The sequence below is a fragment of the Sphaerisporangium sp. NPDC004334 genome, assembly GCF_053602655.1.
On sequence record NZ_JBSGDZ010000003.1, the window covers coordinates 275461 to 302411 of the forward strand.

Here is a 26951-nt window from a genome sequence, read left to right on the forward strand (position 1 = left end):
AGCGGATCACTCATAGTGATCCTTTGGCCGAGCCCGCGGCTGACATTCGGCCCGGCAGGGACTAGCGTTCGAGCATGGCACCCGTTCGGGTCCGTGGTTGCGCCGGACCGACCCCCGTCAGGGGACCGGACTGGCTAGCCGATGCCAGCCGCAGGCGAAACGGCCCACGTAAGGCGACTCTTCGTCGACCGATCACGGTGCGGCTTAGAGGTAAGTCCTGCCTTCCCGGAGGTCCAGATGTCCTCCGCCAGAAGAGAAGGGCAGTAGTGGCACAGGCCGCGAACCCCTCAGCAGGCGGATGTGGGGACGAAGACCAGGTCGGCCGGGCGGGTGCCACTCCTTGCAGTCGAGACGAAGGGGGGCCTTTGAGTGGACATCATCGTCAAGGGACGGCACACCAGTGTGAGTGACCGGTTCCGCGATCATGTGACGACGAAACTGGCCAGGATCGAACGACTGGACAACAAGCTCATACGCGTCGATGTGGAGGTGTCGAAGGAAGCGAACGTGCGGGCGACCGAGCACCGCGAGCGGGTGGAGCTGACCATCCATTCCAAGGGACCGGCGATCAGGGCGGAAGCCTCCGCCGACGACCGGTTCGCGGCCCTCGACATCGCCCTCGGCAAGCTCGAGGGACGGCTCCGGCGCATCGCCGACCGCCGCAAGGTCCACCACGGCAACCACTGCCCCCCATCGGTGGCCGAACTGACCTCCGTCCTGGCCGACGCCTACGAGTCCCTGCCGCAACCGCTTCCACCCGAGCCCGTCGAGCTGGCCGAGCCGTACGCCGCCGAGCCGGCCCGTGACGAGGACGAATATCGCGAGCCCATCGTTCCGATCGAGATGGAAGGCGACGGGCCCCTCGTCGTCCGCGAGAAGTTCCACCAGGCCGACGCCATGACCATCGACCAGGCACTGCTGGAGATGGAGCTGGTCGGCCACGACTTCTACCTGTTCAGAGACAAGGAGTGCGGACTTCCGAGCGTCGTGTACCGGCGTGTCGGATACGCGTACGGCGTGTTGCGGCTCGTCGAACAGTAGCCAACGCGTTCGATGATCCTCTCGACCACCCCCGCGCGCCGGGAAGCCATGTAATGATGGCGGTCCCGAGGGCGCGGGAGCGTCGTGCGGTAGGGGTCGACCTACCCGCGCGACCGGCTCCCCACGAGGAGGAGGCGTGACGCAGACCGACGAAACGGCCGACCGCTCCGGGCGTCAGGAGCCGATCCGCGTGCTGATCGTTGACGATCACGCGCTGATCCGGCGGAGCCTTGAGCTGGCATTGGCCGCGGAGCCGGACATCGAGGTGGTCGGCGAGGCCGGCGACGGTCAGGAGGCGGTCGAGATCGCCGACCGCCTCCTGCCGGACGTCGTTCTCATGGACGTCCGGATGCCCCGGCAGAGCGGCATCGAGGCGACACGGGCGATCAAGGCGTCGGTGCCGAGCGCCCGCATCGTGATGCTCACCGTCAGCGACGAAGAGGAGGACCTCTTCGAGGCGATCAAGGCGGGGGCCACCGGCTACCTGCTCAAGGACGTGCAGATCGACGAGGTGCCCGACGCCGTGCGCGGCGTCCACGAGGGCCAGTCGCTCATCAACCCGGCGATGGCGGCCAAGCTGATCAGCGAGTTCGCCAACATGAGCCGCAAGGAGGCCGAGCGCCCTCCGCAGCTGCCGGTGCCCCGGCTGACCGACCGCGAGATGGAAGTGCTGCGGCTGGTCGCCAAGGGCATGAACAACCGCGAGATCGCCAAGCAGCTGTTCATCTCCGAGAACACCGTCAAGAACCACGTCCGCAACATCCTGGAGAAACTCCAGCTCCACTCCCGCATGGAAGCCGTCGTCTACGCCGTCAGGGAACGCCTCCTCGAGATCACCTGACCCACGCGGGCGGCGCGGGCGTCACGCACCGTCGCCCGCAGGCGCGCGTCACGAACCGTCGCCCACTAGCGGGCGTCACGCACGGTCGCCCATAGGCGGACGTCAGGAACCGTCGCCCACAGGCGGGCGGCGCAGGGCGGCCTCCAGGGGAGCGGCGAGGTCGGGGCTGCCGACGCGCTCGACGCGGACGTCGTCGCAGCCGACCCAGGCGGCGGCCTCCCACAGGGCCTGGCTCATCGCCTCGGCGGCGGCGCGGGCCGCGCCGCCGCGGGCCGGCCCGGCCTCGAACCCCACCTGACGTGCCACGAAGGTCGAGCCGTCGCGCGCGGGGTCCACCCGGCCGATGAGCCGGCCGCCGGCCAGCACCGGCATCGTGAAGTAGCCGTGCACCCGCTTGTCCTTGGGGACGTAGGCCTCCAGCCGGTGGGTGAAGCCGAAGACCCGCTCGGTGCGGGCGCGGTCCCAGACCAGGGAGTCGAACGGCGAGAGCGGTGTGGTGCGGTGGCGGCCGCGCGGCGCGGTGGCGAGCGCGGCGGGGTCGGCCCAGGCGTTGGCCGCCGGACGCGCGGCCCCGGCCGCCCCGCGGGGAGTTCCCCAGCCGTCGACGTACACCGGGACCAGGCCGGCGCCGCCGCCGAGGAGCGCCTCGTCCAGCAGGGCCCCCTGTGCCCCGCGGACGCGGATGAAGTCGGCGAGGTCGGCGCGGGTGGCCACCCCGAGGGCGCGCCCGGCGTGACCGGCCAGCCCCTGGACGCACTCGGCGTCGGTGAGCTCGCGGCCGAGGAGCGCCGGGGGGACGACGCGCTCGGCGACGTCGTAGACGCGGCGCCAGCCGACCCGGCGGGTGCACACGACCTCGCCGATGTCGAGCAGGAACTCCACGGCGATCTTGACGTCGGACCAGTCCCACCAGGGGCCGCCGTTCTTGGCGCCGCCGAGGTCGGTGGTGGTCACCGGCCCCTCGTTCCTGACCTGCTCGAGCACCTTGTCGATGGTCGGCGGCACCTCGTGCCAGCGATAGCGCCGCTCGCGGTAGGCGCGGCGGCGGAAGGCGTACAGCGGCCAGTCGTCGATGGGCACGACGCACGCGGCGTGGCACCAGTATTCGAAGGCGGTGGCGGGCTCGTGCCAGTAGGCCCGCTCGACCGCGGCCCGGCCGACGGCGCCCAGCCGCGCGTACGCCACCAGCTCGTGGGAGCGGGCCAGGACCGAGATGGTGTCGAGCTGCACGGCGGCGAGGCGGCGCAACATGGCCGTGACCCCGCCCCGGCGGGAGCCGGCCCCGAGGAACCCCTGGGCGCGCAGGATGGCGCGGCGGGCCTCGTCGGCGGACAGGTCGAGCACGGGGGCGGGGATACCGTTCGGCATGTGTCGATGGTAGGGCGAGCCACCGACGAAACGGCTATGCCGGTGTCGTCCCGGGACGACGAGGGGTCAGGCGCGCTCGCCGTGGTGCTCGAACGGGGAGTGGTGCTCCTGCACCGCGATCTCGCGCGGGGCGTCCTCGATGACGTCGGAGAAGATGTCGAAGATGAGGGCGAGGATGCCGCCGATCACGATGACCGCTCCGCCGCCCACCCAGAACAGCAGCCAGTTGGGGCCCATCACGAGGGCGATGCCGCCGATGGTGAAGCCCAGCAGGATCACGGTCACCGCGAGCCATGACGACGCACGCCCGGCGTGCGACTGGCCGCTGTGTGGTTTCGCCGGTGCGCTCTCGGCCATCCCGACTCCTTGTTGTTCTCGTCGATGTGCGTTGCCGCCGGGGGGCCGCCCCGTGGCAAAGATTCCCTGCCCGTACCATCGAACGATATACAACCTCACCGGCCGTGCCGCAGGCCGTACCCCGTCAGTCGCCGGTATGAGACGGTCTTGAACTCCCTGTTCCCCGACAGCGTCATTGACGATGGCTGTGTCCGGTGGTGAAACCGCCTACCATGGCTGTGGGGAACCATGTCTCGTCCTCATGTCCGCAGCCGTCGGGCCGCGGTACAGACCTGCGAGGAGCTTTACTCAAAGTGCCAGCCTTTCTCGACAAGATCCTTCGCGCCGGCGAGGGCAAGGTCCTGCGTAAGCTGAAGCGGATCTCCGAGCAGGTCAACTCCATCGAGTCCGACTTCACCGGCCTGAGCGACGCCGAGCTGCGCGCGCTGACCGACGAGTTCAAGCAGCGCCACGCCGACGGCGAGTCCCTCGACGATCTGCTTCCCGAGGCGTTCGCCGCCGTGCGCGAGGCGGCCCGCAGGGTCCTCGGCCAGCGCCACTTCGACGTGCAGATCATGGGCGGCGCCGCGCTGCACCTCGGCAACATCGCCGAGATGCGCACCGGTGAGGGCAAGACCCTCACCTGTACGCTGCCGTCCTACCTCAACGCCATCAGCGGCAAGGGCGTGCACGTCGTCACCGTCAACGACTACCTGGCCAAGCGCGACGCCGACAACATGGGGCGCGTCCACCGCTTCCTCGGCCTGGAGGTCGGCGTCATCCTCGCCAACATGGCGCCCGACGAGCGCCGCCGGCAGTACAACGCCGACATCACCTACGGCACCAACAACGAGTTCGGCTTCGACTACCTGCGCGACAACATGGCCTGGTCGCTCGAAGAGTGCGTCCAGCGCGGCCACAACTACGCCATCGTCGACGAGGTCGACTCCATCCTCATCGACGAGGCCCGCACGCCGCTGATCATCTCCGGTCCCGGCGAGCAGTCCGGCAAGTGGTACGCCGAGTTCGCCAAGATCGTCCCCCGCCTCCGCCGCGGCGTCGAGGGCAAAGAGGGCGAAGAGAGCACCGGCGACTACATCGTCGACGAGAAGAAGCGCACGGTCGGCGTCCTTGAGGCCGGTGTCGAAAGGGTCGAAGACTGGCTCGGCATCGACAACCTCTACAAGCCCGAGCACACCCACCTCGTCGGCTTCCTCAACAACGCCATCAAGGCCAAAGAGCTCTACAAGAAGGACAAGGACTACATCGTCGTCGACGGCGAGGTCCTGATCGTGGACGAGTTCACCGGTCGCGTCCTGCACGGCCGCCGCTACAACGAGGGCATGCACCAGGCCATCGAGGCCAAGGAGGCCGTGAAGGTCAAGGACGAGAACCAGACCCTCGCCACCGTCACCTTGCAGAACTACTTCCGCCTGTACGGCAAGCTCGCCGGCATGACCGGCACGGCGGCGACCGAGGCCAACGAGTTCCACCAGACCTACAAACTGGGCGTCATCCCGATCCCGACCAACCGGCCCATGGTCCGCAGAGACCAGGCCGACGTGGTCTACAAGACCGAGGACGCCAAGTTCAACGCCTGTGTGCAGGACATCAAGGAGCGCTACGAGAAGGGCCAGCCGGTCCTGGTCGGCACCACCTCGGTCGAGAAGTCCGAGAAGCTCTCCAAGGCGCTCAAGCGGGCCGGCGTCGCCCACGAGGTGCTCAACGCCAAGAACCACGCCCGTGAGGCCACGATCATCGCCGAGGCGGGCCGCAAGCACGCCGTGACCGTCGCCACCAACATGGCCGGCCGCGGCACCGACATCATGCTGGGCGGCAACCCCGAGTTCCGCGCCGACATCGAGCTGCAGCAGCGCGGCCTGTCCCCCTCCGAGACCCCGGAGGAGTACGAGAAGGTCTGGCCCGAGGCGCTGGAGAAGGCCAAGGAGGCCGTCAAGGCCGAGCACGAGGAGGTCACTGAGCTCGGTGGCCTGTACGTCCTCGGCACCGAGCGCCACGAGTCGCGCCGCATCGACAACCAGCTGCGCGGCCGTTCCGGCCGTCAGGGCGACCCCGGCGAGTCGCGGTTCTACCTGTCCCTCGAGGACGACCTCATGCGGCTGTTCAACTCCGCACGCGTCGAGATGATCATGACGCGGCTGAACATCCCCGAGGACGTCCCGATCGAGTCGGGCATCGTCTCCAAGGCCATCGCCTCCGCCCAGCACCAGGTCGAGCAGCAGAACTTCGAGATCCGCAAGGACGTTCTGAAGTACGACGAGGTCATGAACCGCCAGCGCAAGGTGATCTACGCCGAGCGCCATCGGGTGCTGGAGGGCGCCGACCTGCACGAGCAGGTCCGCGAGTTCATCACCGAGGTCGTCGACGGGTACGTCCAGGCGGCCACCGCCGAGGGCTTCGCCGAAGAGTGGGACCTGGACAAGCTCTGGAAGGCGTTCCAGCAGCTCTACCCGATCTCGGTCACGGTCGAGGAGCTCATCGAGGAGGCCGGCGGCGAGCGCGAGGGCCTGACGGCCGACCTCATCCGCGAGCGTATCAAGGCCGACGCCCTCGCGGCGTACGACCGGCGCGAGGAGGAGCTCGGCGCCGAGACCATGCGCGAGGTCGAGCGGCGGGTCATCCTGTCGGTCCTCGACCGCAAGTGGCGCGAGCACCTCTACGAGATGGACTACCTGCGCGACGGCATCGCGCTGCGCGCCTACGCCCAGCGCGACCCGGTGATCGAATACCAGCGCGAGGGCTTCGACATGTTCGCGGCCATGCTGGACGGCATCAAGGAGGAGTCGGTCGGCTTCCTGTTCAACCTCGAGATCGAGGTGCAGGACAACCCGATCGTCGAGGAGGCCGCCCCGCAGGACGCCAACGTCTCGGAGGCGCAGGCGATCATCTCCAAGGCGCTGCGCCGCCCGCAGCGTCCCACCGAGATGATCTACAGCGCGCCGGGCGAGAGCGGTGACGTGGAGCAGACCCGCGTGCGCACCACCGCCGAGGAGCGCGCCGCCTACGGCAACGTCGAGCGCAACGCGCCCTGCCCCTGCGGCTCGGGCAAGAAGTACAAGCGCTGCCACGGCGACCCGAAGAACGCCACCGCCTGAGGCTCGCCCGCGCTCGCAATAGCGCTCGACGGCCCCGCGACCTGCCCGGTCGCGGGGCCGTCGACGTTCTCAGGGGGTCTCGAACGGCGTCTCAGGGGTTCGGAACGGCGTCTCAGGCGATCCGGCGGCGTCTCAGATTCGGTGGCGTCAGCATCGGTGGCGTCTCAGGCGGTCTCGAAGTCGGTGACCAGCCACTTTCCGCCGCACCGCTCCAGACGCAGCGCGAGCACGTGGCTGCGTTCCCCGCAGTGCACCAGCAGGCACGCCTCGACGGCCCCGTCCTGCGGCCGCTTGACGTGCGGCAGCGCGACCAGCGGCGGCCGTCTGGTGCGGATCATCGTCCCCGCGCGCACCAGGTCGGCGTAGGCCCTGCCGGTCAGGCGGTCGGCGACGGTCGCGGGCGGGCGCCGTCCGGCCAGGATCTCGGCCATCGCCTGCCCGATGCCGCGCAGCTCCCGCAGGTCGGGGGGCGGAGCGACCGGCAGGCGCGGCAGCCGGCCGCCGGGGCGGGCGGGCGTGTCGGCGGGCCCGGCGGGCGAGTCGGCGGAGCGTGTGAGCGTGTCGGCGGGCTGGGTGGGCGTGTCGGTGGAGCGTGTGAGCGTGTCGGCGGGCTGGACCGGCTGGACCGGCTGGACCGGCTGGACGGGCTGGGCGGGCTGGGCGGGCGTGTCGGCGGGACGGGGGGACGGCTCGGCGCGGGCAGGGGTCTCCCAGGGCCGGTCGTAGGCGAGGGCGAGGACTCCCTGTGTGGGCGGCGGCGGCACGTGGCCGGTCTCGCGTTCGTCGTCGTAGGGCGGGTCGGCCGGCGGCACGGGTCGCAACCGGGGCAGCGGGACCGCGCGGGAGGGGCCGGCGGGCCGCGTGCCGCCGCGCGAGGGCGCGACGGGGCGGATGGGCTCGGGGGAGCGGGGCATCGGGACTCCGGTGAGGTCGGGAAGTGACGCTCTAAGGAGTTTTCGGCCGGTCGCGCTGATACCGGGGCCGCCGGTTGGGCTGCCAACTTGCCGCTTCGGTGCTGGGGTTCGCGCCGCTTGCCCCACGATGACGGTATGGCGGCACGGTTCCCGGGCGCGCCGACGCGCTATTCGGCCGTCCCGCCGCTCGCCCGTCCGTCGTCCGAAACGCCGTCGTCCGCAACGCGGCCGGAGACGGGCCCGGAGGAGGGGGGAACGACGGGGTCCGGAGCGACGGAAGCGGGGGCGCGCCCGCCCGGCGGTCCCGTGACCTCCCCGGCGTCGAGGTCCGGCTCGGGTTCCCGCCCCGGGGTCATGATGTTCAGCCGTCTGATCAGGAACCCGAAGACGGTGTAGTACACCACCGCGTAGACCAGGCCGAGCAGCATGATCTTCCAGAACCCGTCGGTGTTGGACTTGGTGGCGTTGAGCGCGGCGTCGATGGCGCCGGCCGAGAAGGTGAAGCCGAGATGCCCGTCCATCGCGGCGACCAGCGCCATCGACAGCCCCGTGAGCAGGGCGTGGATCACGAACAGCAGCGGGGCGACGAAGATGAAGGCGAACTCGATCGGCTCGGTGATCCCGGTGACGAACGCGACCAGCGCCGCCGAGATCATGATGCCGCCGACGGTGCGGCGGCGGTGCGGCGGGGCGGCCCGCCAGATGGCGATCGCGGCGGCGGGCAGGCCGAACATGATGACCGGGAAGAACCCGGCCATGAACTCGCCCGACCCCGGGTTGCCCTGCAGGTAGCAGGTGAGGTCGCCGGCGAACTGCTTGCCCGCCACCGTGCAGTCGGGCACCTGGAACCACACGATCGAGTTCAGGAAGTGGTGCAGCCCGAGCGGGATGAGCAGCCGGTTGGCCACCCCGTAGATGCCCGCGCCCGCCGTCGAGTGGTCCACGAGCCACTGGCCGAAGGCGGTCATGCCCTGGCCGACCGGCTGCCAGACCAGCCCGAACACCACGCCGAGCAGCAGCGCGGCGAAGGCGGTGACGATCGGCACGAACCGCCGGCCGCCGAAGAACGCCAGCCAGGTGGGCAGTTTGATGCGGTGGTAGCGCTGGTAGAGCAGCGCCGCGGTGATCCCGATGACGATGCCGCCGAGCACGCCGGTCGGGTTGCCCGCCGCCAGGTCGATCGTCTCCACGGCCCGCCCGTCGGCCTGGACGACGGTCTGGGTGACCCGGTCGTGCACGGCGAAGCCGGAGGCGTCGAAGAACAGCAGGCGGGAGACCCGGTCGAAGACCAGGTAGCCGACGAGCGCGGCCAGCGCCGTGGAACCGTCGGAGCGGCGGGCGAACCCGACGGCCACGCCGATGGCGAACAGCAGGGGGAGGTTGTCGAACAGCACGTCGCCCGCGCCGCCCACCACCTCGGCGATCTTGTCCAGGGCGGCGTTGTCGGTGCGTCCGAGCAGGTCGTCCTGCCCGAGCCGCAGCAGCAGGCCCGCGGCGGGCAGCGCGGCGATGGGCAGCATGAGGGAGCGGCCGATGCGCGACAGGACCGCCATGACGGCCGGCCGCCGTGAGGGCGCACGGGAGGCGTCGGGGGCCGGCGCGCGGGAGGGGTCCGGGACGGGCGCGTGAGAGGTGTCCGGGACGGGCGGGGTGGCGTCGGCCGAAGTGGGGCCCATCGGCTGTCCTCCAGGACTCGGGAAGGGAGGCTCAGCCTCGCCGCGTCGGTATCTCCAGCACCGTGCGGAGCTGGTACCGGTCGGCACGGTAGGTCGAGACCCCGAACTCGACGCAGACGCCGCCGGAGAAGGAGCGCCGCTGGAGCAGCAGCACGGCCCCGCCTCGTGGCAGCTTGAGCAGGTCGGCGTCGCCGGGGTCGGCGATGCCGCCGTCGATGGTCAGCTCGCCCGCGTCCAGCACCACCCCGTGGCGCGTCTCCAGCAGCGCGTAGAGCGAGCGGCCCGACAGGTCGAACGACTCCAGGTCGGGCGCGAAGGACACCGGGATGTGCGCCCGTTCGATGCACAGCGGTTCCCCGTCCGCCGTGCGCAGCCGCTCGATGAAGTGCACGGCCTCGCCCGGCTGGATGCCGAGTTCGCGTGCCAGGTGGGCGCTGGCCCGGACCACCCGCCGGTCCAGGTCGCGCGAGCCGGGTTCCATGCCGCGCGCCCGCATGTCGTCGCTGAACGAGGTGAGCCGCAGCGCCATCTCGATCTTGGGACGGGCCACGAAGGTGCCCTTTCCCGCGACGCGGTGCAGCCGCCCCTCGGACACCAGGTGGTCGACCGCCTGGCGTACAGTCATGCGTGACAGGCCGAAACGCTGGCAGAGCTCCCTTTCGGAGGGGATCGCCGCGCCGATGGTGAGCTCGTTGCCCTCGATGAGGTCGAGGAGGATCTCGCGAAGCTGGAAGTACTTCGGCACAGGGCTGTCGGGGTCGATCTGGGCCACCGCTTTTCCCTCCTCTCGATCTCCGCATGGGTTTGAGTTAAGGTTTGTGCTGGTCTAGTCCGGACTAGACCACATGCCAGAAAAGAGTGTCAACGTACGGACCGGCGACGGATCGATAACGGCCCGATCTCGCCCTCCAGAGCCGAAGGACGGGCACCGATGACCACGATGATGCGCCGCGAGATAGCCGAGCAGCCGGCCGCGCTGCGAGCCACGCTCGACGCCCTGCTGCCGAGGATCGGCGAGGTGAAGGCCCTGGCCGGGCAGACCCGCCAGCTCGTCTTCATCGCCAGGGGCACCTCCGACAACGCCGCCGTCTACGGCCGCTACCTCATCGAGGCGCGCGCCGGCCGGATGTCCTCCCTCGCCGCCCCGTCCATCGCCACGACCTACAAGCGCAAGCTCGACCTCACCGGCGTGCTCGCCGTCGCGCTGTCCCAGTCGGGCAAGACCGAGGAGATCGTCGAGACCCTCGCCTGGGCCAAGGACTGCGGCGCCGGCACCGTCGCGATCACCAACGGCGGCGAGCACTCGCCGCTCGCCCAGACCGCCCACCTGGCGCTGTGCACCCAGGCCGGCGAGGAGAAGGCCGTCCCGGCCACCAAGACCTACACCACCCAGCTCGCGGCGCTGGCCGTGCTCGCCCTCGGCCTCGGGGCCGAGGTGGACGCCGACGACCTCCAGCGCGTCCCCGACGCCGTCGAGCGGCTGATCGCCGACCCCGGCGACATCGACACCGTGGTCGAGGGGCTGGCCGAGGTGTCCGGCGTCGTGGTGTCGGGCCGCGGCATGGCGTTCTCGACCGCCCTTGAGACCGCGCTGAAGCTCAAGGAGGCCTGCTACCTGCACGCCATGGGCCTGTCCTACGCCGACCTGCTGCACGGCCCGATCGCGGTGGTGGACGAGAAGACCCCCGCGCTGCTGGTCGCCGCCGACGAGGGCCCCACGCTGCCCGGCACCGTCGCCCTGGCCCGCCGGGTCACCGGCGCCGGCGCGTCGGCGTACGGCGTGGGCGGCGGAGCCGAGCTGGCCAAGGCGTCCACGGCGGCCCTCAACGGTCCTGCGCTGCCCGAGTGGGTGGCCCCGATGGGCCTCATCGTCCCCGGGCAGATCCTGACCGAGGCCCTCGCCCGACGCCGGGGCATCGACCCCGACTCTCCTCGCGGCCTCAACAAGGTGACGCAGACGGAATAGCGCCGCTAGCGTTGCCTGAGGTTGAACAAGGAGGACGGACATGGCGGCAGACGCCAACGCGATCATCGCCGGGCTCGGCGGCGTCGGCAACATCATCGAGATAGAGCCGTGCATCACCCGCCTCCGCACCGAGGTGCGCGACGCCTCCAAGGTCGACCACGCGGCCCTGCGGGCGGCCGGCGTCCACGGGGTCATGGCGGCGGGCAACGTCGTCCAGGTCGTGGTGGGCCCCGACGCCGACACGATCGCCTCCGACATCGACGATCTCATCGAGTGAGCCGCGCGGCCGGCGGGAGTGCCATGACGACCGTTCTCGCCCCGGTGGCGGGGCATGTCGTGGGACTGGCCGCCGTGCCCGACCCGGTGTTCTCCGACGGGCTCGTGGGGCCGGGGACGGCGATCGACCCGGCCAGGCGGGCGGGGGAGGCGCTCGCCCCCATCGGAGGGCTCATCCTCAAGCTCCATCCGCACGCCTACGTGATAGCCGGCGAGGACGGCCGGGCGGTGCTCGTCCACCTGGGCATCGACACGGTGCTGCTCAAGGGGGAGGGGTTCCGGCTCCTCGCCGGGGAGGGCGAGCGGGTGCGCGCCGGCCGGCCGGTCGTCGCCTGGGACCCGGCGGCGGTCGCGGCCGGGGGAATGTCCCCGGTCTGCCCGGTCGTGGCGCTGGACGCCCCTCCCGGCGTGGTCCTCCCGCTCCGGACCGACGGCCCGGTACTCGCGGGTGAGGAGCTGTTCCGATGGCGCTAGTCCCCTCATCTCAGGTGACCAGGTACGCTCATGCCGCCTGCCACCGGCCGGGGGGCGGGTAGGAGACTGGTGAGACGGCGACGCCGTCGACGTCCGTTGCCGAACCGCTCACACCAGATCCGCCCGGTGTTAGCTGGCCGTTCCCGGAGATAGCCCCTATCTCGGAATAACGTGCTAGCCGTACTGCTTGTCACCGGGTGGTCTGGACCGCCCCGGACGGAAAGAGGAGGAACCGTGGCCGAGCGCAAGGTCATCGTGGAGTCAGCGGTGGGTCTGCACGCCCGCCCGGCGGCGACGTTCGTGCAGACCGCGGCCAAGGCTCCCATCGACATCACCGTGGGGAAGCCGGGCCGTACGCCCGTCAGCGCCAAGAGCATCCTTTCGATCCTGGCGCTGGACGTCAGGAACGGCGAGGTCATCGTCATCCAGGCCGACGGGGACGGCGCCGAGAAGGTGCTCGACGAGCTCGTCGCGATCGTGTCGGTGCCGTGACGGCCGGTCGCGGAGCCTGACGATGGAGAGGTTGACGGGAACCGGGGTCAGCCCCGGGGTTGGCCACGGCCCGGCCTATCTCATGGGCGCCGCCGTCCCCGAGCCGCCGGCCGGGTCACGGCACGGCGGCGACGTGGTGGCCGAGGTGGCGCGGGCGGAGGCCGCCGTGGAGCGCGTGGCCGCCGACCTGTCGGCGCGCGGCGAGGCCGCGGGCGGCGAGGCGCGGGACGTGCTCGCCGCGCAGGCCATGATCGCGCGAGACCCCGTGCTGTCCAGCGAGGTCGCCGACCTCATCAACGCCGGCACGGCCGCCGAGCGGGCCGTGTACGAGGCGTTCATGCGCTACCACGACATGCTGGCCGAGATCGGCGGCTACCTCGGCGAGCGGGCGGCCGATCTGGCCGACATCCGCGACCGGGTGATCGCCGAACTGGCCGGCCTGCGGACGGGCGGCCTGCCCGAGAAGGGCGACACGCCGTACGTGCTGGTCGCCCGCGACCTCGCGCCCGCTGACACCGCGCTGCTGACCAAGGACGTCGTCGCCGCCTTCGTCACCGAGCAGGGCGGCCCCACCAGCCACACGGCGATCCTCGCGCGCGCCTTGGGCGTGCCCGCCGTCGTGGCCTGCGCCGGGGCGACCGCCATCGTCAACCAGACGCTCGTCCTGGTCGACGGAGCCACCGGTACGGTCGGACTGGTGCCCTCCGAGGAGGAGGTGGCCGCGGCGGTCGAGGCCGCGCGCACCCGCGACTCGGCGGTGGCGGCCGTCACCGGCCCGGGCGCGACCGCCGACGGCCGCCCGGTGGCCCTGCTGGCCAACATCGGCGGGCCGCGCGACATCGAGACGGCCCTGGAGCACGGCGCCGAGGGCGTCGGGCTGTACCGCACCGAGTTCCTGTTCCTGGACCGCGACACCGCGCCCTCGGAGGAGGAGCAGGAGGCGGCCTACCGCGAGGTCATCTCCGCCTTCCCCGGCGGGCCGGTGGTGGTGCGCGTGCTGGACGCGGGGGCGGACAAGCCGCTGGGGTTCCTGCCGCCCACCGAGAAGGAGCCCAATCCCGCTCTGGGCGCGCGCGGCATCCGCATCATGCGCATATTTCCCGACATCCTGGCCGGGCAGCTGCGGGCCCTCGCCCGCGCCGCCGAGGGGGCGTCCGCCCACGTCCAGGTCATGGCGCCGATGGTGGCGACGCCCGAGGAGGCCGCCTGGTTCGTGGCGGCCTGCCGGGCGGCGGGGCTGCGCTCGTCGGGGGTCATGGTCGAGGTCCCGGCCGCCGCGCTCCGCGCGACCGACCTCGCTCCCGGCGTCGACTTCTTCTCCATCGGCACCAACGACCTCGCGCAGTACGCCTTCGGGGCCGACCGCGAGGTGAGCGCCCTGGCCGGCTTCCAGGACCCCTGGCAGCCGGTCCTGCTCGACCTGGTGGCGATGACCGCCTCGGCGGGCGTGCCCTGCGGGGTCTGCGGCGAGGCGGGCGCCGATCCCGCGCTCGCGTGCGTGCTGGTCGGCCTCGGCGTCGGCTCGCTGTCCATGGCCGCGCCCGCCCTTCCCTGGGTGCGCGCCGCGTTGTCGCGCCACACCTTCGACCAGTGCCGCGCCGCCGCCGTCGCCGCACGCGCCGAGACCACCCCGGACGCCGCCAGAGCCGCCGCCCGCGCCCACCTCCCCGCCCTCCCCGACCTCGGCCTCTGAGGCCCTCCTCTCGCACGCCCAGGCCGCCCGCCATCGCGTCGTCCACAGGCGAGACCTGGTCGGGCGGAATCGTGTTGTCCACAGGGAAGCCCTGGTCGGGCGGCGGCGTGTTTTCGGGGGAGTTCGCGCGGGGCGGAGTCGTGTTGTCCACAGGGGAGACCCGGTGGGCGGCGGCGCGTTGTCCACAGGCTGAGTCCGGGCGGGCGGCGGCGCGGATACGGTGGGGGACATGGCTGTACCTTCCCCCGCAGCGGTGCTCGTGCTGGTCGCGACGATGACGGCCGGTTGCGCCGCCACCTCCGCCACGAGCGGCGAGGCGCCTTCACGCACCAACGCCGCCCCGTCCGGCGTCGCCACCACCAGCGCCCCGGCCTCCGCCGGCGCCTCGCCGGCGGCGTCCCCGAGCGGCACGTCCCCCGGCCCCGAGGTGGCCTCGCGGCTGGCGAAGATGAGCCTTGAGGAGAAGGTCGGCCAGCTGTTCATGCCCGTCCTCTACGGTCCGCGGGCCGAGGGCGCGCACGGTGAGAACCAGGCGAGGTTCGGCGTCGGCAGCCCCGCCGCGGCCGTCAGGAAGTACCACCCGGGCGGCGTCATCCTGTTCCCCTGGGCGGGCAACGTCGGCGACGCCCGCCAGCTCGCCGCGCTCACCCGCGGCCTGCAGAAGGCCGCCAAGGTGCCGCTGCTCATCGGCGTCGACCAGGAGAACGGCGTCGTCTCGCGGCTGGGCTCGATCGTGACCGACGTGCCGGGCAGCATGGCCATCGGCGCCACGCGCGACCCGGCCGCCGCCCGGTCGGCCGCCCGGGTGACCGGTGAGGAGCTGCGGGCCCTCGGCATCAACCTCGACTTCGCGCCGGTCGCCGACGTCAACGTCAACCCGGCCAACCCGGTCATCGGCGCCCGCTCGTTCGGCTCCGACCCCAAGCGGGTCTCGGCCATGGTCGGCGCCGCCGTCGAGGGGTTCCACGACGCCGGCGTGGGCAGCGCCGCCAAGCACTTCCCCGGGCACGGCGACACCCGGGTCGACAGCCACAGCGGCCTGCCGGTCATCCAGCACACCCGCTCCCAGTGGCAGCGGCTGGACGCGCCCCCGTTCAAGGAGGCCGTCCGCCGCGGCGTCGACATCGTGATGTCCGCCCATGTCGTGATGCCCAAGCTCGACTCCTCCGGTGACCCCGCCACCCTGTCCAAGCCCATCCTGACCGGCCTGCTCCGCGACGAGCTCGGGTTCGACGGCGTGGTCAGCACCGACGCCCTCGACATGCAGGGCGTGCGCGAGAAGTACGGCGACGCCGAGGTGGCCGTCCGCGCCGTCCTGGCCGGCGTCGACCTGCTGCTCATGCCGCCGAACTTCCGCAAGGCGTACGACGCGGTGCTCGGCGCGGTACGGTCCGGCCGCATCTCCCACGAGCGGCTCGACCGGTCGGTCACCCGGCTGCTGACGCTCAAAGCCGCCCGGGGCATCCTCGACGGCTCGCAGACCGACCCCGGCGGCGACGACCAGGCCGTGCGATCCAAGGCGCACCGCACCACCGCCCAGCGCATCGCCGATCGTTCCGTGACGCCGGTCAAGGGCGCCAAAAGCCTCCCGGTCAAGGGTCACGTCCTGGTCACCGGTCCCGCCGGGCGCCGCCTGGCGGGCATGCTCGACGGCGCGTCGGCCGCGCCCACCGGCGACACCCCGACGTCGTCGCAGATCGCGAGCGCCCGGTCGGCCGCCGCGCGGGCCGACACGGTCGTGGTCACCACGCGCGACGCCGGGCCGGCGCAGGCGAGCCTGGTCTCGGCGATGGGCGGCACCGGCAAGAAGGTCGTCGTGGTGTCCATGGGCGCCCCGTACGAGCTGGCACGGCTGCGCGGGTACGACGCGGCCCTCGCCGTCTACTCCGACGGCGAGGCCTCGCTCAGAGCCGCCGCCAAGGCGCTCACCGGCGCCCTCACCCCCAAGGGCACCCTCCCGGTCGCCCTACGAGTCCCGTAGCCCTCTGCGACGCGACCGACTCGGGCGGGGCCGGGCGAAGGGCGCGGGGCGTGGTCCTGCCGGGGGCTGGCGAAAGCACGGACAGACGGGCCGGGCAGGGCTGGGCTGTGTGAGAGCGCGGGCGGACGGTTCTGCGCAGGCTGGGCGAGGGGCCGAGCGAAGGGGCTCGGCCGGCCGGTCCGGGCTGAGTTGAGGGCGCGGACAGCAGGTTCGGGCTGGGCTGGAGGGCCCCGGCAGTGGTTCGGGCGGGGCTGGGCTGAGGGCGCGGGCGTTGCTCGGCTTACCCTGAAAGGCCCGGCAGAGACATGAGGGAGTGAACATGGTGAAAGGCGTACTCATCGACTGGGGTGGTGTGCTGACCACCGGTCTCCACGAGGCGATCGCCGAGTGGCTCGACGCCGACGGCATCGACGCCGAGCACTACCGGGAACTCATGAAAGAGCTCATCCGGCACGCCTACGAGCAGGGCGCCGTCCTCGGCGAGAATCCGATCCATGCGCTGGAGCGGGGGGAGGTCGACGTCGCGACCTTCGAGCGCGACCTGGCGGCCCGTCTGGTGACGCTGCACGGCGTGCCGCCGGTGGCCGACGGGCTGCTCACCCGCATGTTCGCCGGGTTCCGGCCGGTGCAGCCGATGTACGACATGCTGCGCGCCGCACGCGAAGCGGGCATGGCCACCTGCCTGGTCTCCAACTCCTGGGGCAACCACTACACGCGGGACGGCTGGGAGCACTACTTCGACCAGGTCGTCATCTCCGGCGAGGTCGGCATGCGCAAGCCCGAGCCGCGCATCTTCCACCACGCCCTCGGCCTCGTGGGGCTGCGCCCGCAGGAGTGCGTGTTCATCGACGACATCGAGGCCAACATCGACGCCGCCCGCGCCCTCGGGCTCGTCGGCCTGCACCACCGCGACACCGACGCCACGATCGCCGCACTGGAGACCCTCTGCGAGCTGACCCTCCGCCCGTCCCCGCCTCCCACGAGCGCACCCGTCTGACCTGCGAGCACCACGGAGGCACCGAGCGTCGCTGAGCCCTCCCACGAGCACGTCGGCCTACCCGGCTCCCACGAGCGCACCCGGTTGTTCTGAGCTCTTCGACGTGATGGCGTCGGCCGGAGTCGGTTCCACGAGCGCACCCGGTTGTCCTGAGCCCCTCCACGCGATCGCGCCGGCCTGATCCTGGGCTCCACGAGCGTGCCAGGTCGCCGCTGACCCCCGGCTCCACGAGCGCACCTGTCCGGCGCGATTCAGGGCTCTTCACCGTTTCTCGGTGGACGCGGTCAATGGGCGCCATGTCCCCCGGCGCCGCGCCGGGCTGCCCTAGGTTCACAGTGACCGTGCGAATTCGGCGAGGAGTCGGCCCTTCCGCACCATGGGCCTCGAAGAACTGTCCGGATACGAGGTGGAACCGGCGAAAGGCTCGACGTACCGGTGGCGGCGGGCCCCTTCCCCGTCCGATTCCCTGCCTCTGCAGGAATGAACGACGAGGCCGTCGGCCGGGGCGCGGTGCGGTGGTCGGTCCGTGCCGCGGGGGGTGGCACACTCGTTCGGGTGACCGGCGCCGCTGTGGCGCCGGTGTCCGGCACCATCGTGATTCGAGGAACGAACGCATGCGCGTGTACCTGCCGTGCACCCTCCCTTCCCTGGCGCGGGTGGCCGGCGCCGGCGAGGTCGGGCCCGCCCCGCTGACCGGCTACGCGGTGACGCCCGCGCTGGTCGAGTGGTACGTCTCGGGTGACACCGAGGAACTGGAGTACGTCGCCCTGACGGACGCGGCCAGGGCGTCCCTGCGGATGCTCGCGGCCGACCGCGCGGACGGCGTGGAGGTCGCCGCGCGGCGGGTGGTCGTCGCGGCCGAGGTGCCCGACGACGTCGTCGCCGCCGGTGCCGACCTCGAGGAGCGATCCCGGGTGCGCGTCCCGGTCGTGGTGCGGATGAACCAGATCGCCGCGGTCCATGTCGACGACCTCGGGGCCGTGCCGGACGTCGAGGCGGCCATCGCCGCCGTGTTCGCCGCCGACGCGGGAGACGACGACGCGCGCTTCGTGGTGGACGGCGTGGAGGACCACGAGCTGATGTGGTTCGCGACCCAGGAGATCCCCGACCTGCTGACCTGACCGTCTCCCGACGGTCCGCGGCAGGCCTGGTGAACCCGATGAAGGCCGGCCCCGGGCTCCGGTGAACCCGTTCGGAGGCCGGCCAGGGAAGCCCGTTCGATGGCCGGCGGGCCCGGTGGACCCGTTCGGAGACCGGCGGGCTGACCCGCTCGGTGGCCGGCGGGCCCGGGAAACCCGATGGAGGCCGTCGGGGGCGCCTATTAGGCTGTGGTCACCATGGAGCACATCATCTGGGACTGGAACGGCACGCTGTTCCACGACATCGACGCGGTGGTCGGCGCCACGAACAAGGTGTTCGCGCCCTACGGGCTGGCGCCCATGGACGCCGAGGCGTTCCGCGCGGCCTACACCCGGCCCATCTGGGTGGCCTACGAGCGCATGCTCGGCCGGCCGCTGCACGAGGGCGAGTGGGAGCGGCTCGACCAGGCGTTCCACGACAACTACCACGAGCTGATGCACGCCTCCGAGCTGGCCGCCGACGCGATCGACTGCCTGAACACCTGGTCGGCGTCCGGGCGCACCCAGTCGCTGTTGTCGATGTGGGCGCACGACCGGCTGGTGCGCAAGGCCGCCGAACTCGGCATCGACCGCTACTTCTCCCGCATCGACGGCCTGAGCGCCGGCGCGCCGGGCGGCGGCAAGGCCGAGCACATGGTGGCCCACATCGAGTCGCTGGAGGTCAAGCCGTCGCGGATCCTGGTGATCGGCGACAGCCTGGACGACGCGCACGCGGCCGAGCACGTGGGCGCCTCGGCCGTGCTCTACGCGGGCGGCATGACCAGCCGGGCCGACCTGGCCGCCTCCGGCTTCCCGGTGGTCGACTCCCTGTCGGCGGCCTTCGCCCACGCCCGCTGATCCGCCGTTCCGTCGCCGCCGCCGGTGGACGGAGAAGCGGACATATGCCGGGTGAGGGTGACGAGTTGGGCATCTCTCGCCGTGGTGGGTGCGCGGTCGTCGTACCCTGAGCGCACCTGGTTCGCGTGCGTTCGGAGGCCCCCCATTAACCGTCTCGTGCTCTGGAACATCGACCTCACCCTGGTCGACGTGACGATCGTCACCCGCGACGCGTACGCCGACGCCTTCCGGCAGGTCACCGGGCGCCCGCTGGTCAAGCTCGCGCCCGCGATGGGCCGTCCCGACTCTGAGATCATCTTCGAGACGCTCGCCATCAACGGCATTGTGACCGGCGACGATCACCTGCCCCGGTTCATCGATGCCCTGGCCCGGTCGTTCGCCGCGCGGCGCAAGCGGCTGAACAAGGACGGGCAGGTCATGCCCGGCGCCAAGGAGGCGCTCAAGGCGGTGGCCCGCCTCGACGGCGTCGTCCAGTCGGTGCTCACCGGCACCATCAAGAGCAACGCCGCGCTCAAGCTGAACGCCTTCGGCCTGGACAAGTACGTCGACGTCGAGGTCGGCGGCTACGGCGAGGAGGTCTACCCCAAGGCCACCCTGCTGCAGGTGGCCCAGGGCAGGGTCAAGGCGTTGTACGGCTTCCGGTGCGACGGCGCGAACACCGTGCTGATCGGCGACTCGGCCAGGGACGTCCAGGCGGCGCGCATCGCCGGAGCGTCCATGATCGCCGTCGCCTCCGGCCGCTCGACGGTGACCGAACTCCACGAAGCCGGCGCCGACATCGTGCTCCCCGACCTGACCGACGCCACCGCCGTGGTCGCAGCCGTGGCCCGCCTCACCACCCCCGTGGACCGCAAAGCAGGCTGACCCGCGGCACAACACTGCGAATGCATACAAAAAGGCGGGCGCAGGTCAGCACGGGGTAGGAGGTGGGGATGGCGTGTGCGGCATACCTTTGTTGCCTGTGCGTCATCATTGGCGGCCGGAGGCGATCTTCGTCTGAACCGCCGACGCGGCCCGCTGCCCGCGGGTCGTGCCCTCCTCACCCTAAGGACTTCGATGCCTTACTCGACGGCCTCCGTCGCGACGGCCCGGCCCGGGCGGTACATCAAGCAGTTGGTGTCCCATATGGGGCACAAGACGACCACGGAGATCTCCGGTGACGGTCGTGGCGTGATCACGTTGAAACGCGGGCGTTGCGTGCTGACGCCGACCGGGGTCGCGATCGAGATGATCGCCACCGCCGGGGACGCCGAGTCGCTGGAGCAGGTGCAGGAGGTGGTGACCCGCCACCTGCTGCGCTTCGCCACCCAGGAGGAGTTGGCCGTGGAGTGGTCGGCGCCCATGGGGGCCGAGGAGATGGTCATCGTCGACCCGCTGATCGGCGACTACGTGACCACTCAGTGCACCCCGCCCGACGAGGTGCTCCAGGAGCTGACCGCGAAGACGCGCGAGACGACCGGCGGGTCGTGGACCATGCAGGTCTCGCACGACGAGGGCGCGTTCCTCACGATGCTCGCCCGCATGGTCGGCGCGCGGCAGGCGGTCGAGGTCGGCGTGTTCACCGGGTACTCCTCCATCTGCATCGCCCGCGGCCTGGCCGAGGGCGGGCGGCTGCTGGCCTGCGACGTCAGCGAGGAGTGGACCTCCGTCGCCCGCTCGTACTGGGAGCGCGCCGGTGTCGCCGACCGCATCGACCTGAAGATCGCCCCGGCGGCCGAGACGCTGCGTGCGCTGCCCGAAGAGCGGTCCATCGACTTCGCCTTCATCGACGCCGACAAGGTGAGCTACCCGGTGTACTACGAGGAGATCGTGCGGCGGCTGCGCCCCGGCGGGCTGGTGGTCCTGGACAACGTGTTCCTGGGCGGGCGGGTCGTCGACCCGGCGTACGAGGAGGAGCACCACCTGGCGGTGCGGGCCCTGAACGACGCCATCGTGGCCGACGACCGGGTGGAGTCGGTGATGCTGTCGGTGCGGGACGGCGTGACGATCGCCCGCAGACTGTAGTGCGCTGTCCGCGAACGTGCGCAGGCTCGGGCGCCGTAGCAGGCGCCGGCTTCGCCGTACCACGACCCGCCGACCCGGCGCCGATCACTACAGCGCCTGGCGGGGCGGAGAGCCGCACCCGGTGAACGTAGGCGGTCACCGCACCAGGACGGCGTGACGATCGCCGGCTCTGAGACGGTGTGACGATGGCGCGCGGGCTGCGGGACGGCGTGATGATCGCGCGCGGGCTGTGAGACGGCGTGATGATCGCGGGCGGGTTCTGGGACGGCGTGACGAGTCAGCGGGCGGTAGAGCGGCCCAGGCCGGGGGTCGTGGGTGTGTGGGCGGCCTGGATGGCGCGGGGGACGGGGCCGGGGCAGGATGGGGCCATGGTTGAGGAAGGTGCGCTGCTCTGGGAGCCGTCCCCCGAGGTGGTCCGCGATGCGAAGATCACCCGGTTCGCCGCATGGCTGGGACGTTCCGAGCATTCTTACGACGCTCTGTGGCGATGGTCGGTCGACTTCCCGGAGGAGTTCTGGCCTGCGGTCTGGGACTATTTCGCGATCGTGGGGGAGCGTGGTGACGGGCCCGTCGTAAGTGGAACGATGCCGGGCGCCGAATGGTTCGCTGGAGCGACCCTGAACTACGCGGCGAACGCGCTGCGCGGCGACCCCGGGCGGGTGGCGGTCATCGCCCGTGACGAGGCCGGGGGCCGGCGCACCCTGACCTACGGTGAGCTGGCCGAGGAGGTCGCCCGGGTCAGGGCCGGGCTGGTGCGCCACGGCGTCACCCGCGGCGACCGGGTGGCGGCCTACCTGCCCAACACCCCCGAGGCACTGATCGCCTTCCTCGCCACCGCCAGCCTCGGCGCCATCTGGTCGTCCTGTTCGCCCGACTTCGGCGCCTCCAGCGTCGTCGACCGCTTCACTCAGATCACCCCCAAGGTGCTGATCGCGGTGGACGGCTACCGGTACAACGGCCGCGCGTTCGACCGTTCGGACGTCGTCGCCGACATCGCCGCCCGGCTGCCCGGCCTGGCCGCCACCGTGGTCGTCGGCGCGGAGTCGTGGGAGGAACTGCGGTCGGAGGCGGGCCCGCTGGAGTTCGAGCCGGTGCCCTTCGCCCACCCGCTGTGGGTCGTCTACTCCTCCGGTACCACCGGCCTGCCCAAGCCGATCGTCCACGGGCACGGCGGCATCGTGCTGGAGCACCTGAAGGCGCTGAGCTTCCACCAGGACCTCGGCGAGCAGGACGTGTTCTTCTGGTACACCACCACCGGCTGGATGATGTGGAACTTCCTGGTCGGTGGCCTGCTGGTCGGCGCGACCGTCGTGCTGTACGACGGCAGCGCCACCCACCCCGGCGCCGACGCGCTCTGGCGGCTCGCGGCGGAGGAGGGGGTGACCTACTTCGGCACGGGCGCGCCGTACATCATCGCCTCGATGCGGGCGGAGCTGCGCCCGGACGGCCTGGAGCGGCTGCGCGGGGTCGGCTCGACCGGCTCGCCGTTGCCGCCCGAGGGCTTCGCGTGGCTGTCGGACGTGCTGCCGCGGGTGCAGCTCGGGTCCTTCTCCGGTGGCACGGACGTGTGCACCGGCTTCGTGGGCGCGGTGCCGCTGCTGCCCGTCCGGGCCGGGGTGATCTCCTGCCGGTGCCTGGGGGCTCTGGTGGAGTCCTACGATCCCGACGGCAAGCCGCTGATCGGGGAGGTCGGCGAGTTGGTGGTCACCAGGCCCATGCCCTCCATGCCGGTCATGTTCTGGAACGACCCGGACGGCGCCCGGTACGAGGAGAGCTACTTCGCCGACTACCCGGGGGTCTGGCGGCACGGCGACTGGATCAAGATCCTGCCGGACGGCGGGTGCGTGATCTACGGCCGGTCCGACTCGACGCTGAACCGCGGCGGGGTGCGGATGGGCACCAGCGAGTTCTACCGCGTCGTCGAGCGGTTCCCCGCCATCGAGGACAGCCTGGTCATCGACACCGGTCAGCTCGGCCAGGAGGGCCGGCTGCTGCTGTACGTGACGATGGGCGAGGGCGAGGAGCTGTCGCCGGCGCTGGTCGCGGAGCTCAAGGACGCGCTGAGGACCGAGCTGTCGCCGCGCCACGTGCCGAACGAGGTCATCCAGGTGCCGGGCATTCCGCGCACGCTGAGCGGCAAGAAGCTGGAGGTCCCGGTGCGCAAGATCCTGCTGGGCACGCCGGTGGACAAGGCCGCCAACACCGGCGCCATGGCCAACCCGGAGGTCCTGAAGCACTTCGTCCCGTAGGCCGCGGCAGTCGGCGTGGGACGGGCCCGCACTGGGACGGCGGCCGGGGGATTGACCCGTCCGAGGACGGCGGCCGGGAGGAGTGCGAAGGGGCCGCTGGAAGGACGGCGGCCGGGAGAAGTGAGAAGGGCCGCCGGGGGGACGGCGGCCGGGAGAGGTGGGATCTCGGGGCCGCCCGGCGGACGGCGGCCCCGACGGGGCGGAGCGGCCTACTGAGTCGTGTCGCCGGACTGGTCGCCGGACTGGTCGTCGGCCTTCGCACCGCAGGCGTAGCCCTTGGGCAGCTCAGGGGCCATGACGATCTCGCCGAGGTTGGTGCCCTCTGCGGCACGCCGGAGGGTGATCTGCTTCTCGCAGTCGTAGAAGGCGTAGACGCCGTCGGACTCTCCGAGGAGCAGCATCGAGCGGCCCTCGTAGAGCGGCTTGTCGTCGCCGTCCTTGAGCACGGCCCACTGGTCCTGGAAGCCCACGAAATCCAGCAGGGAGTTGCCTGCCATACCCGGCAGGGGCTGGGCCTTGCCGTACTGGTACACGTCCGCGGCCGCGAGGACCATCTGCCAGATGAGCAGCCAGCCCAGGCCGATGCCGGTGAGGGCGCCGACGATCAGTCGCATACCGGAGCGGCCTACCGGCCTGCGACGCATGAGACGGAACGGCACCAGGAACGTCAGGACGCCGAGGCCCACCGCGATGGGCACCATGGTCGCGGCCGTGACCTCGCCCAGGACGCTGAAGACGCCCCAATAGGTGGCGCCGCTCCACAGTGCCGCGATCGTCGCGGCCACCCAGGGGTGCTCCCGGAAGAACCGCACCAGCCGCGACAGGCCACCGAAGGTCACCTTGTCGAGCACCCAGTACAACGCGACCAACAGCCCGAGCGCGGGCAGGGCGCAGAGCAGTATGAGGATCAAGGTGCCGGAGAGCCGGCCGAACAGGACGGACTGGTCGATGCCCGCCTGCTGCGGGGTGATGCCGAAGAGGTTGTATATCGCCTCGACACCGAGGTAGAGCACCGCGTAGAGCCCGACGCCGATCGGCAGGACCACCGAGGCGATCCGTTCGAGCAGCGCCAGGGCGCTTGGCTTCTCGTCGTCCGCCTCGGCGGCCGGGACGGCGACGCTGGTATTTGTCCCGTTAGAGGTATGTTCTACCGGGATCTGCTGATTGATCACGGCGTATGAGCGTAGCGGCGCTACCGGGCGGTAATAGACTTTTAAACATTTCGGTCAACGCGGCAACACGTCCGGTTCAGACGGCGAACACCTGGGCGTCGTCGGCGAACGCCTTGAACTCCAGGGCGTTGCCGGCGGGATCGAGCAGGAACATCGTCCACTGCTCTCCCGGCTGCCCCGCGAAGCGCAGGTACGGCTCGATCACGAAGCGAGTGCCCGCCTCGCGCATGCGCTCGGCCAGCCGGTGGAACTCCGGGATGTCCAGGATCAGCCCGAAGTGCGGCACGGGCACGTCGTGACCGTCCACCGGGTTGTGCGCCGCCGCCGGCGGACGCGCGGCCAGGTGTGTGACGAACTGGTGCCCGTGCAGGTTCCAGTCGATCCAGCGGTCGGAGCTGCGGCCCTGCTCGCACCCGAGCACCTCGCCATAAAAGGCCCGGGCGGCCGCGAGGTCGTCGACGGGGACGGCCAGGTGGAAGCGGGGGATGGAAGGAACGGGCGAAGCCATGCGGGTCTCTCCTGAAGTCCGGCGTGCTCCGCCGGGCGCCCCCGGCGGATCGGGCAGGACCATCTTCCGCCAGACCCCGCGCCCGGCACGCGCGGGGGAGGTGCCAACGGATCCAGCCGCGTCCCTCATTCCCCCGCGGTCACCGGACACCTCTGGTCGATGCGGCCAGGATGACCGTGTGGTGACCGCATGCCCCCATCGTGGGGTGGTTCTCCACCCCACGAGGGTGCTGGATGTGGATCGGCGCCGGGTCGGCGGGTCGTGGTACGGCGATGTCGGCGCCGTCGTACGGTGCCCGACCCGGCGGACGTCGTGGATCCGCGCTATGGGGTCGTGATCAGCTCCGCGCGGTGCGCCGTGAAGTGGTCGGTGATCGAGGTGGCGGGCCGGCCGGTGAGCCGCTCGACGGCGTGGGTGGTGACGTCGTACCAGCCGTCGCGCTTGGCGACCCCCGATGCGCTCCAGGCGTGGGCGAAGTGCTCGGGGACGCCCTGCTCGACGAGCCGCCGGGGCTGTTCGTCGTCGCCGACCTCCTGATGGCGCACAGGGCGGCCGGTGGCCTGCGTCAGCGCGGCGGCGATGTCGGCGTCGGTCACCGCCTCCGGCCCGGTGACATCGAGGAACTCTCCTAGGCCGCCGCCTTCGGCGAGGACGGCGGCGGCCACCGCCGCGCTGTCGTCGCGGGTCAGGTGGCCGGTCCGCCCGTTTCCGGCGTTGCTGGGAAGCACCCCGGTGGCCACGGCCCTGGAGGCGATTCCGACCAGGGTCAGCATCTCGGTCCAGATGTTGAAGCGCAGCACCGTGAACGGCAACCCGGACCCGGCCAGCATCCGCTCGGTGGCCCCGTAGTCGGGGACCAGGGGGTTCGGATGGCCGGGGTCACTCGCACGGGTGAGGGAGGTGAAGATGACGTGGCCGACTCCCGCCTTCGCGGCGGCGTCGATGGCGCTGGCGTGCTTCGGCAGCCGGTCGGCGGTGGCGATACTGATGATCAACAGCCGTTCCGCGCCGTCCAGCGCTCGGGTCAGCGCGTCCGGCTCGTCGAAGTCGGCGTGACGGGTCTGGACGCCGAGATCGGCGACCGTGTCCGGGGTCCGCGACAGGGCCAGGACGCGAGAGGCGTCCGTGCGCGTAAGGAGGTGCTGGACGGTCTTGCGGCCCAGGTTCCCCGACGCCCCGCTCACCACGATCATGATGGTTCCTTTCCGTTCCGTTTGCGTAGCCTGATGCTCGTGGACCATGCGTCGCCCCCGGAAGAAGGCACATTGATGTCACCCCCACCCGGTTCGGAAGCGCCGGTCGCGCAGGAAGCACCCCCGGAGGCGCCGGCCTCGGAGACGCCGATCGCGCAGGCGCCGGCCCCGGAAGTGCTGGTCGCGGAAGGAGCGATGGCCGGCCTCATGGCGCCGGTCACGGTCGATGACCATCACGGCTGTCCGGCGACGGCGGTGCTGCGCCGCGTCGGGGACAAGTGGAGTCCGGTGCTGCTGTCGCTGCTGGCGCAGGGCGGTCGCGGGTTCAACGAACTCGACCGGTCGGTCGAGGGTCTCAGCCGCCGCATGCTGATCCGCACGCTGCGGTCGCTGGAACGCGACGGCCTGGTAAGCCGGACCGTGCACGCGGGCGTACCGCCGCGCAGCGAGTACGCCCTGACCGACCTCGGCCGCTCGCTGCGGGAGCAACTGAACGCGCTCGGACGCTGGGCGGTCACCCACGAGGCCGAACTGGCGGCCGCGCGCAGGCGATACGCCGAGCACACCTAGCGAGCTGTCCCCGCAGGTTGACCGGGTCGGGCGCCGCAAACGGCGCCGGCATCGCCGTACCACGCCCCGCCGACGCGGCGCCGATCACGTCCAGCACATGTCGGTGTG

At 71.5% G+C, this 26951-nt stretch carries 24 protein-coding genes; 16 read left to right on the forward strand and 8 right to left on the reverse strand.

Annotated elements, in window-relative coordinates; translation table 11 throughout:
- The first annotated feature begins 369 nt into the window (after positions 1-369).
- Both hpf and ACWEN6_RS04855 read left to right on the forward strand, forming a co-directional pair.
- Positions 370-1041 carry a ribosome hibernation-promoting factor, HPF/YfiA family gene (gene hpf / locus ACWEN6_RS04850; RefSeq protein ID WP_452568992.1) on the forward strand — a complete coding sequence of 224 codons (672 nt, stop codon included), beginning with the start codon at positions 370-372 and terminating at the stop codon, positions 1039-1041.
- A 136-nt stretch (positions 1042-1177) separates the two neighbouring features.
- Entirely contained in the window at positions 1178-1882 is a 705-nt protein-coding gene (locus ACWEN6_RS04855) for a response regulator transcription factor (protein WP_354915884.1), read from the forward strand.
- A gap of 102 nt (positions 1883-1984) precedes the next feature.
- Here ACWEN6_RS04855 and ACWEN6_RS04860 read toward each other — a convergent pair whose 3' ends face one another.
- Complete coding sequence (locus tag ACWEN6_RS04860) at positions 1985-3250, reverse strand: winged helix-turn-helix domain-containing protein (RefSeq protein ID WP_452568993.1); 1266 nt, start codon at positions 3248-3250, stop codon at positions 1985-1987.
- Between the two features lie 66 nt (positions 3251-3316).
- Entirely contained in the window at positions 3317-3607 is a 291-nt protein-coding gene (locus ACWEN6_RS04865) for an HGxxPAAW family protein (protein ID WP_354836919.1), read from the reverse strand.
- A 293-nt stretch (positions 3608-3900) separates the two neighbouring features.
- Here ACWEN6_RS04865 and secA point away from each other — a divergent pair, with 293 nt between their 5' ends.
- Positions 3901-6702, forward strand: coding sequence for a preprotein translocase subunit SecA (gene secA, locus ACWEN6_RS04870; protein ID WP_452568994.1), 2802 nt, complete (start codon positions 3901-3903; stop codon positions 6700-6702).
- Positions 6703-6866: 164 nt separating this feature from the next.
- On the opposite strand, the gene ACWEN6_RS04875 is transcribed toward secA, so the two are convergent.
- The 3 genes from ACWEN6_RS04875 to ACWEN6_RS04885 all read right to left on the reverse strand — a co-directional run bounded on the left by ACWEN6_RS04875 (position 6867) and on the right by ACWEN6_RS04885 (position 10064).
- Positions 6867-7616, reverse strand: a complete 750-nt coding sequence (locus ACWEN6_RS04875) for an Rv3235 family protein (RefSeq protein WP_452568995.1) — start codon at positions 7614-7616, stop codon at positions 6867-6869.
- Positions 7617-7783: 167 nt separating this feature from the next.
- Positions 7784-9292, reverse strand: coding sequence for a PTS transporter subunit EIIC (locus ACWEN6_RS04880; RefSeq protein WP_452568996.1), 1509 nt, complete (start codon positions 9290-9292; stop codon positions 7784-7786).
- Between the two features lie 31 nt (positions 9293-9323).
- Positions 9324-10064: a GntR family transcriptional regulator gene (locus ACWEN6_RS04885; protein ID WP_354836911.1), complete on the reverse strand. Its 741-nt coding sequence runs from the start codon at positions 10062-10064 to the stop codon at positions 9324-9326.
- A 159-nt stretch (positions 10065-10223) separates the two neighbouring features.
- Here ACWEN6_RS04885 and ACWEN6_RS04890 point away from each other — a divergent pair, with 159 nt between their 5' ends.
- The 12 genes from ACWEN6_RS04890 (at position 10224) to ACWEN6_RS04945 (ending at position 23400) form a co-directional block, all read left to right on the forward strand.
- Positions 10224-11258 (forward strand): SIS domain-containing protein, encoded by a 1035-nt coding sequence (locus ACWEN6_RS04890; RefSeq protein WP_452568997.1) that lies wholly within the window; start codon positions 10224-10226, stop codon positions 11256-11258.
- A gap of 40 nt (positions 11259-11298) precedes the next feature.
- Positions 11299-11535, forward strand: a complete 237-nt coding sequence (locus ACWEN6_RS04895; RefSeq protein WP_354836907.1) for a PTS glucose/sucrose transporter subunit IIB — start codon at positions 11299-11301, stop codon at positions 11533-11535.
- 23 nt (positions 11536-11558) lie between these two features.
- Entirely contained in the window at positions 11559-12008 is a 450-nt protein-coding gene (locus ACWEN6_RS04900; RefSeq protein ID WP_452568998.1) for a PTS sugar transporter subunit IIA, read from the forward strand.
- A 234-nt stretch (positions 12009-12242) separates the two neighbouring features.
- A complete protein-coding gene (locus ACWEN6_RS04905) occupies positions 12243-12500 on the forward strand; it encodes an HPr family phosphocarrier protein (protein ID WP_354836903.1) in 258 nt (85 codons plus the stop codon).
- Positions 12501-12522: 22 nt separating this feature from the next.
- On the forward strand, positions 12523-14193 hold the full coding sequence (ptsP, locus tag ACWEN6_RS04910; RefSeq protein WP_452568999.1) for a phosphoenolpyruvate--protein phosphotransferase: 1671 nt from the start codon (positions 12523-12525) through the stop codon (positions 14191-14193).
- A 229-nt stretch (positions 14194-14422) separates the two neighbouring features.
- Positions 14423-16174 carry a glycoside hydrolase family 3 protein gene (locus ACWEN6_RS04915; RefSeq protein ID WP_452569000.1) on the forward strand — a complete coding sequence of 584 codons (1752 nt, stop codon included), beginning with the start codon at positions 14423-14425 and terminating at the stop codon, positions 16172-16174.
- 319 nt (positions 16175-16493) lie between these two features.
- Positions 16494-17171 (forward strand): HAD family hydrolase, encoded by a 678-nt coding sequence (locus tag ACWEN6_RS04920; RefSeq protein ID WP_452569001.1) that lies wholly within the window; start codon positions 16494-16496, stop codon positions 17169-17171.
- 614 nt (positions 17172-17785) lie between these two features.
- On the forward strand, positions 17786-18292 hold the full coding sequence (locus ACWEN6_RS04925; protein WP_452569002.1) for a DUF6912 family protein: 507 nt from the start codon (positions 17786-17788) through the stop codon (positions 18290-18292).
- Between the two features lie 216 nt (positions 18293-18508).
- Entirely contained in the window at positions 18509-19147 is a 639-nt protein-coding gene (locus ACWEN6_RS04930; protein ID WP_354836891.1) for an HAD family hydrolase, read from the forward strand.
- Positions 19148-19303: 156 nt separating this feature from the next.
- Positions 19304-20011, forward strand: a complete 708-nt coding sequence (locus ACWEN6_RS04935) for an HAD family hydrolase (protein ID WP_452569003.1) — start codon at positions 19304-19306, stop codon at positions 20009-20011.
- 192 nt (positions 20012-20203) lie between these two features.
- Positions 20204-21151, forward strand: coding sequence for a DUF2218 domain-containing protein (locus ACWEN6_RS04940; RefSeq protein ID WP_452569004.1), 948 nt, complete (start codon positions 20204-20206; stop codon positions 21149-21151).
- Between the two features lie 368 nt (positions 21152-21519).
- Positions 21520-23400: an acetoacetate--CoA ligase gene (locus ACWEN6_RS04945; protein ID WP_452569005.1), complete on the forward strand. Its 1881-nt coding sequence runs from the start codon at positions 21520-21522 to the stop codon at positions 23398-23400.
- Positions 23401-23609: 209 nt separating this feature from the next.
- On the opposite strand, the gene ACWEN6_RS04950 is transcribed toward ACWEN6_RS04945, so the two are convergent.
- The 3 genes from ACWEN6_RS04950 to ACWEN6_RS04960 all read right to left on the reverse strand — a co-directional run bounded on the left by ACWEN6_RS04950 (position 23610) and on the right by ACWEN6_RS04960 (position 26273).
- The gene (locus tag ACWEN6_RS04950; protein ID WP_452569006.1) at positions 23610-24572 is read right to left on the reverse strand and encodes a hypothetical protein; all 963 of its coding nucleotides are present in this window, start codon (positions 24570-24572) and stop codon (positions 23610-23612) included.
- Positions 24573-24648: 76 nt separating this feature from the next.
- Positions 24649-25080, reverse strand: a complete 432-nt coding sequence (locus tag ACWEN6_RS04955) for a VOC family protein (RefSeq protein ID WP_452569007.1) — start codon at positions 25078-25080, stop codon at positions 24649-24651.
- Positions 25081-25403: 323 nt separating this feature from the next.
- The gene (locus ACWEN6_RS04960) at positions 25404-26273 is read right to left on the reverse strand and encodes an NAD(P)H-binding protein (protein WP_452569008.1); all 870 of its coding nucleotides are present in this window, start codon (positions 26271-26273) and stop codon (positions 25404-25406) included.
- A 195-nt stretch (positions 26274-26468) separates the two neighbouring features.
- Here ACWEN6_RS04960 and ACWEN6_RS04965 point away from each other — a divergent pair, with 195 nt between their 5' ends.
- Positions 26469-26843: a winged helix-turn-helix transcriptional regulator gene (locus tag ACWEN6_RS04965; RefSeq protein WP_452569009.1), complete on the forward strand. Its 375-nt coding sequence runs from the start codon at positions 26469-26471 to the stop codon at positions 26841-26843.
- Positions 26844-26951 lie beyond the last annotated feature (108 nt).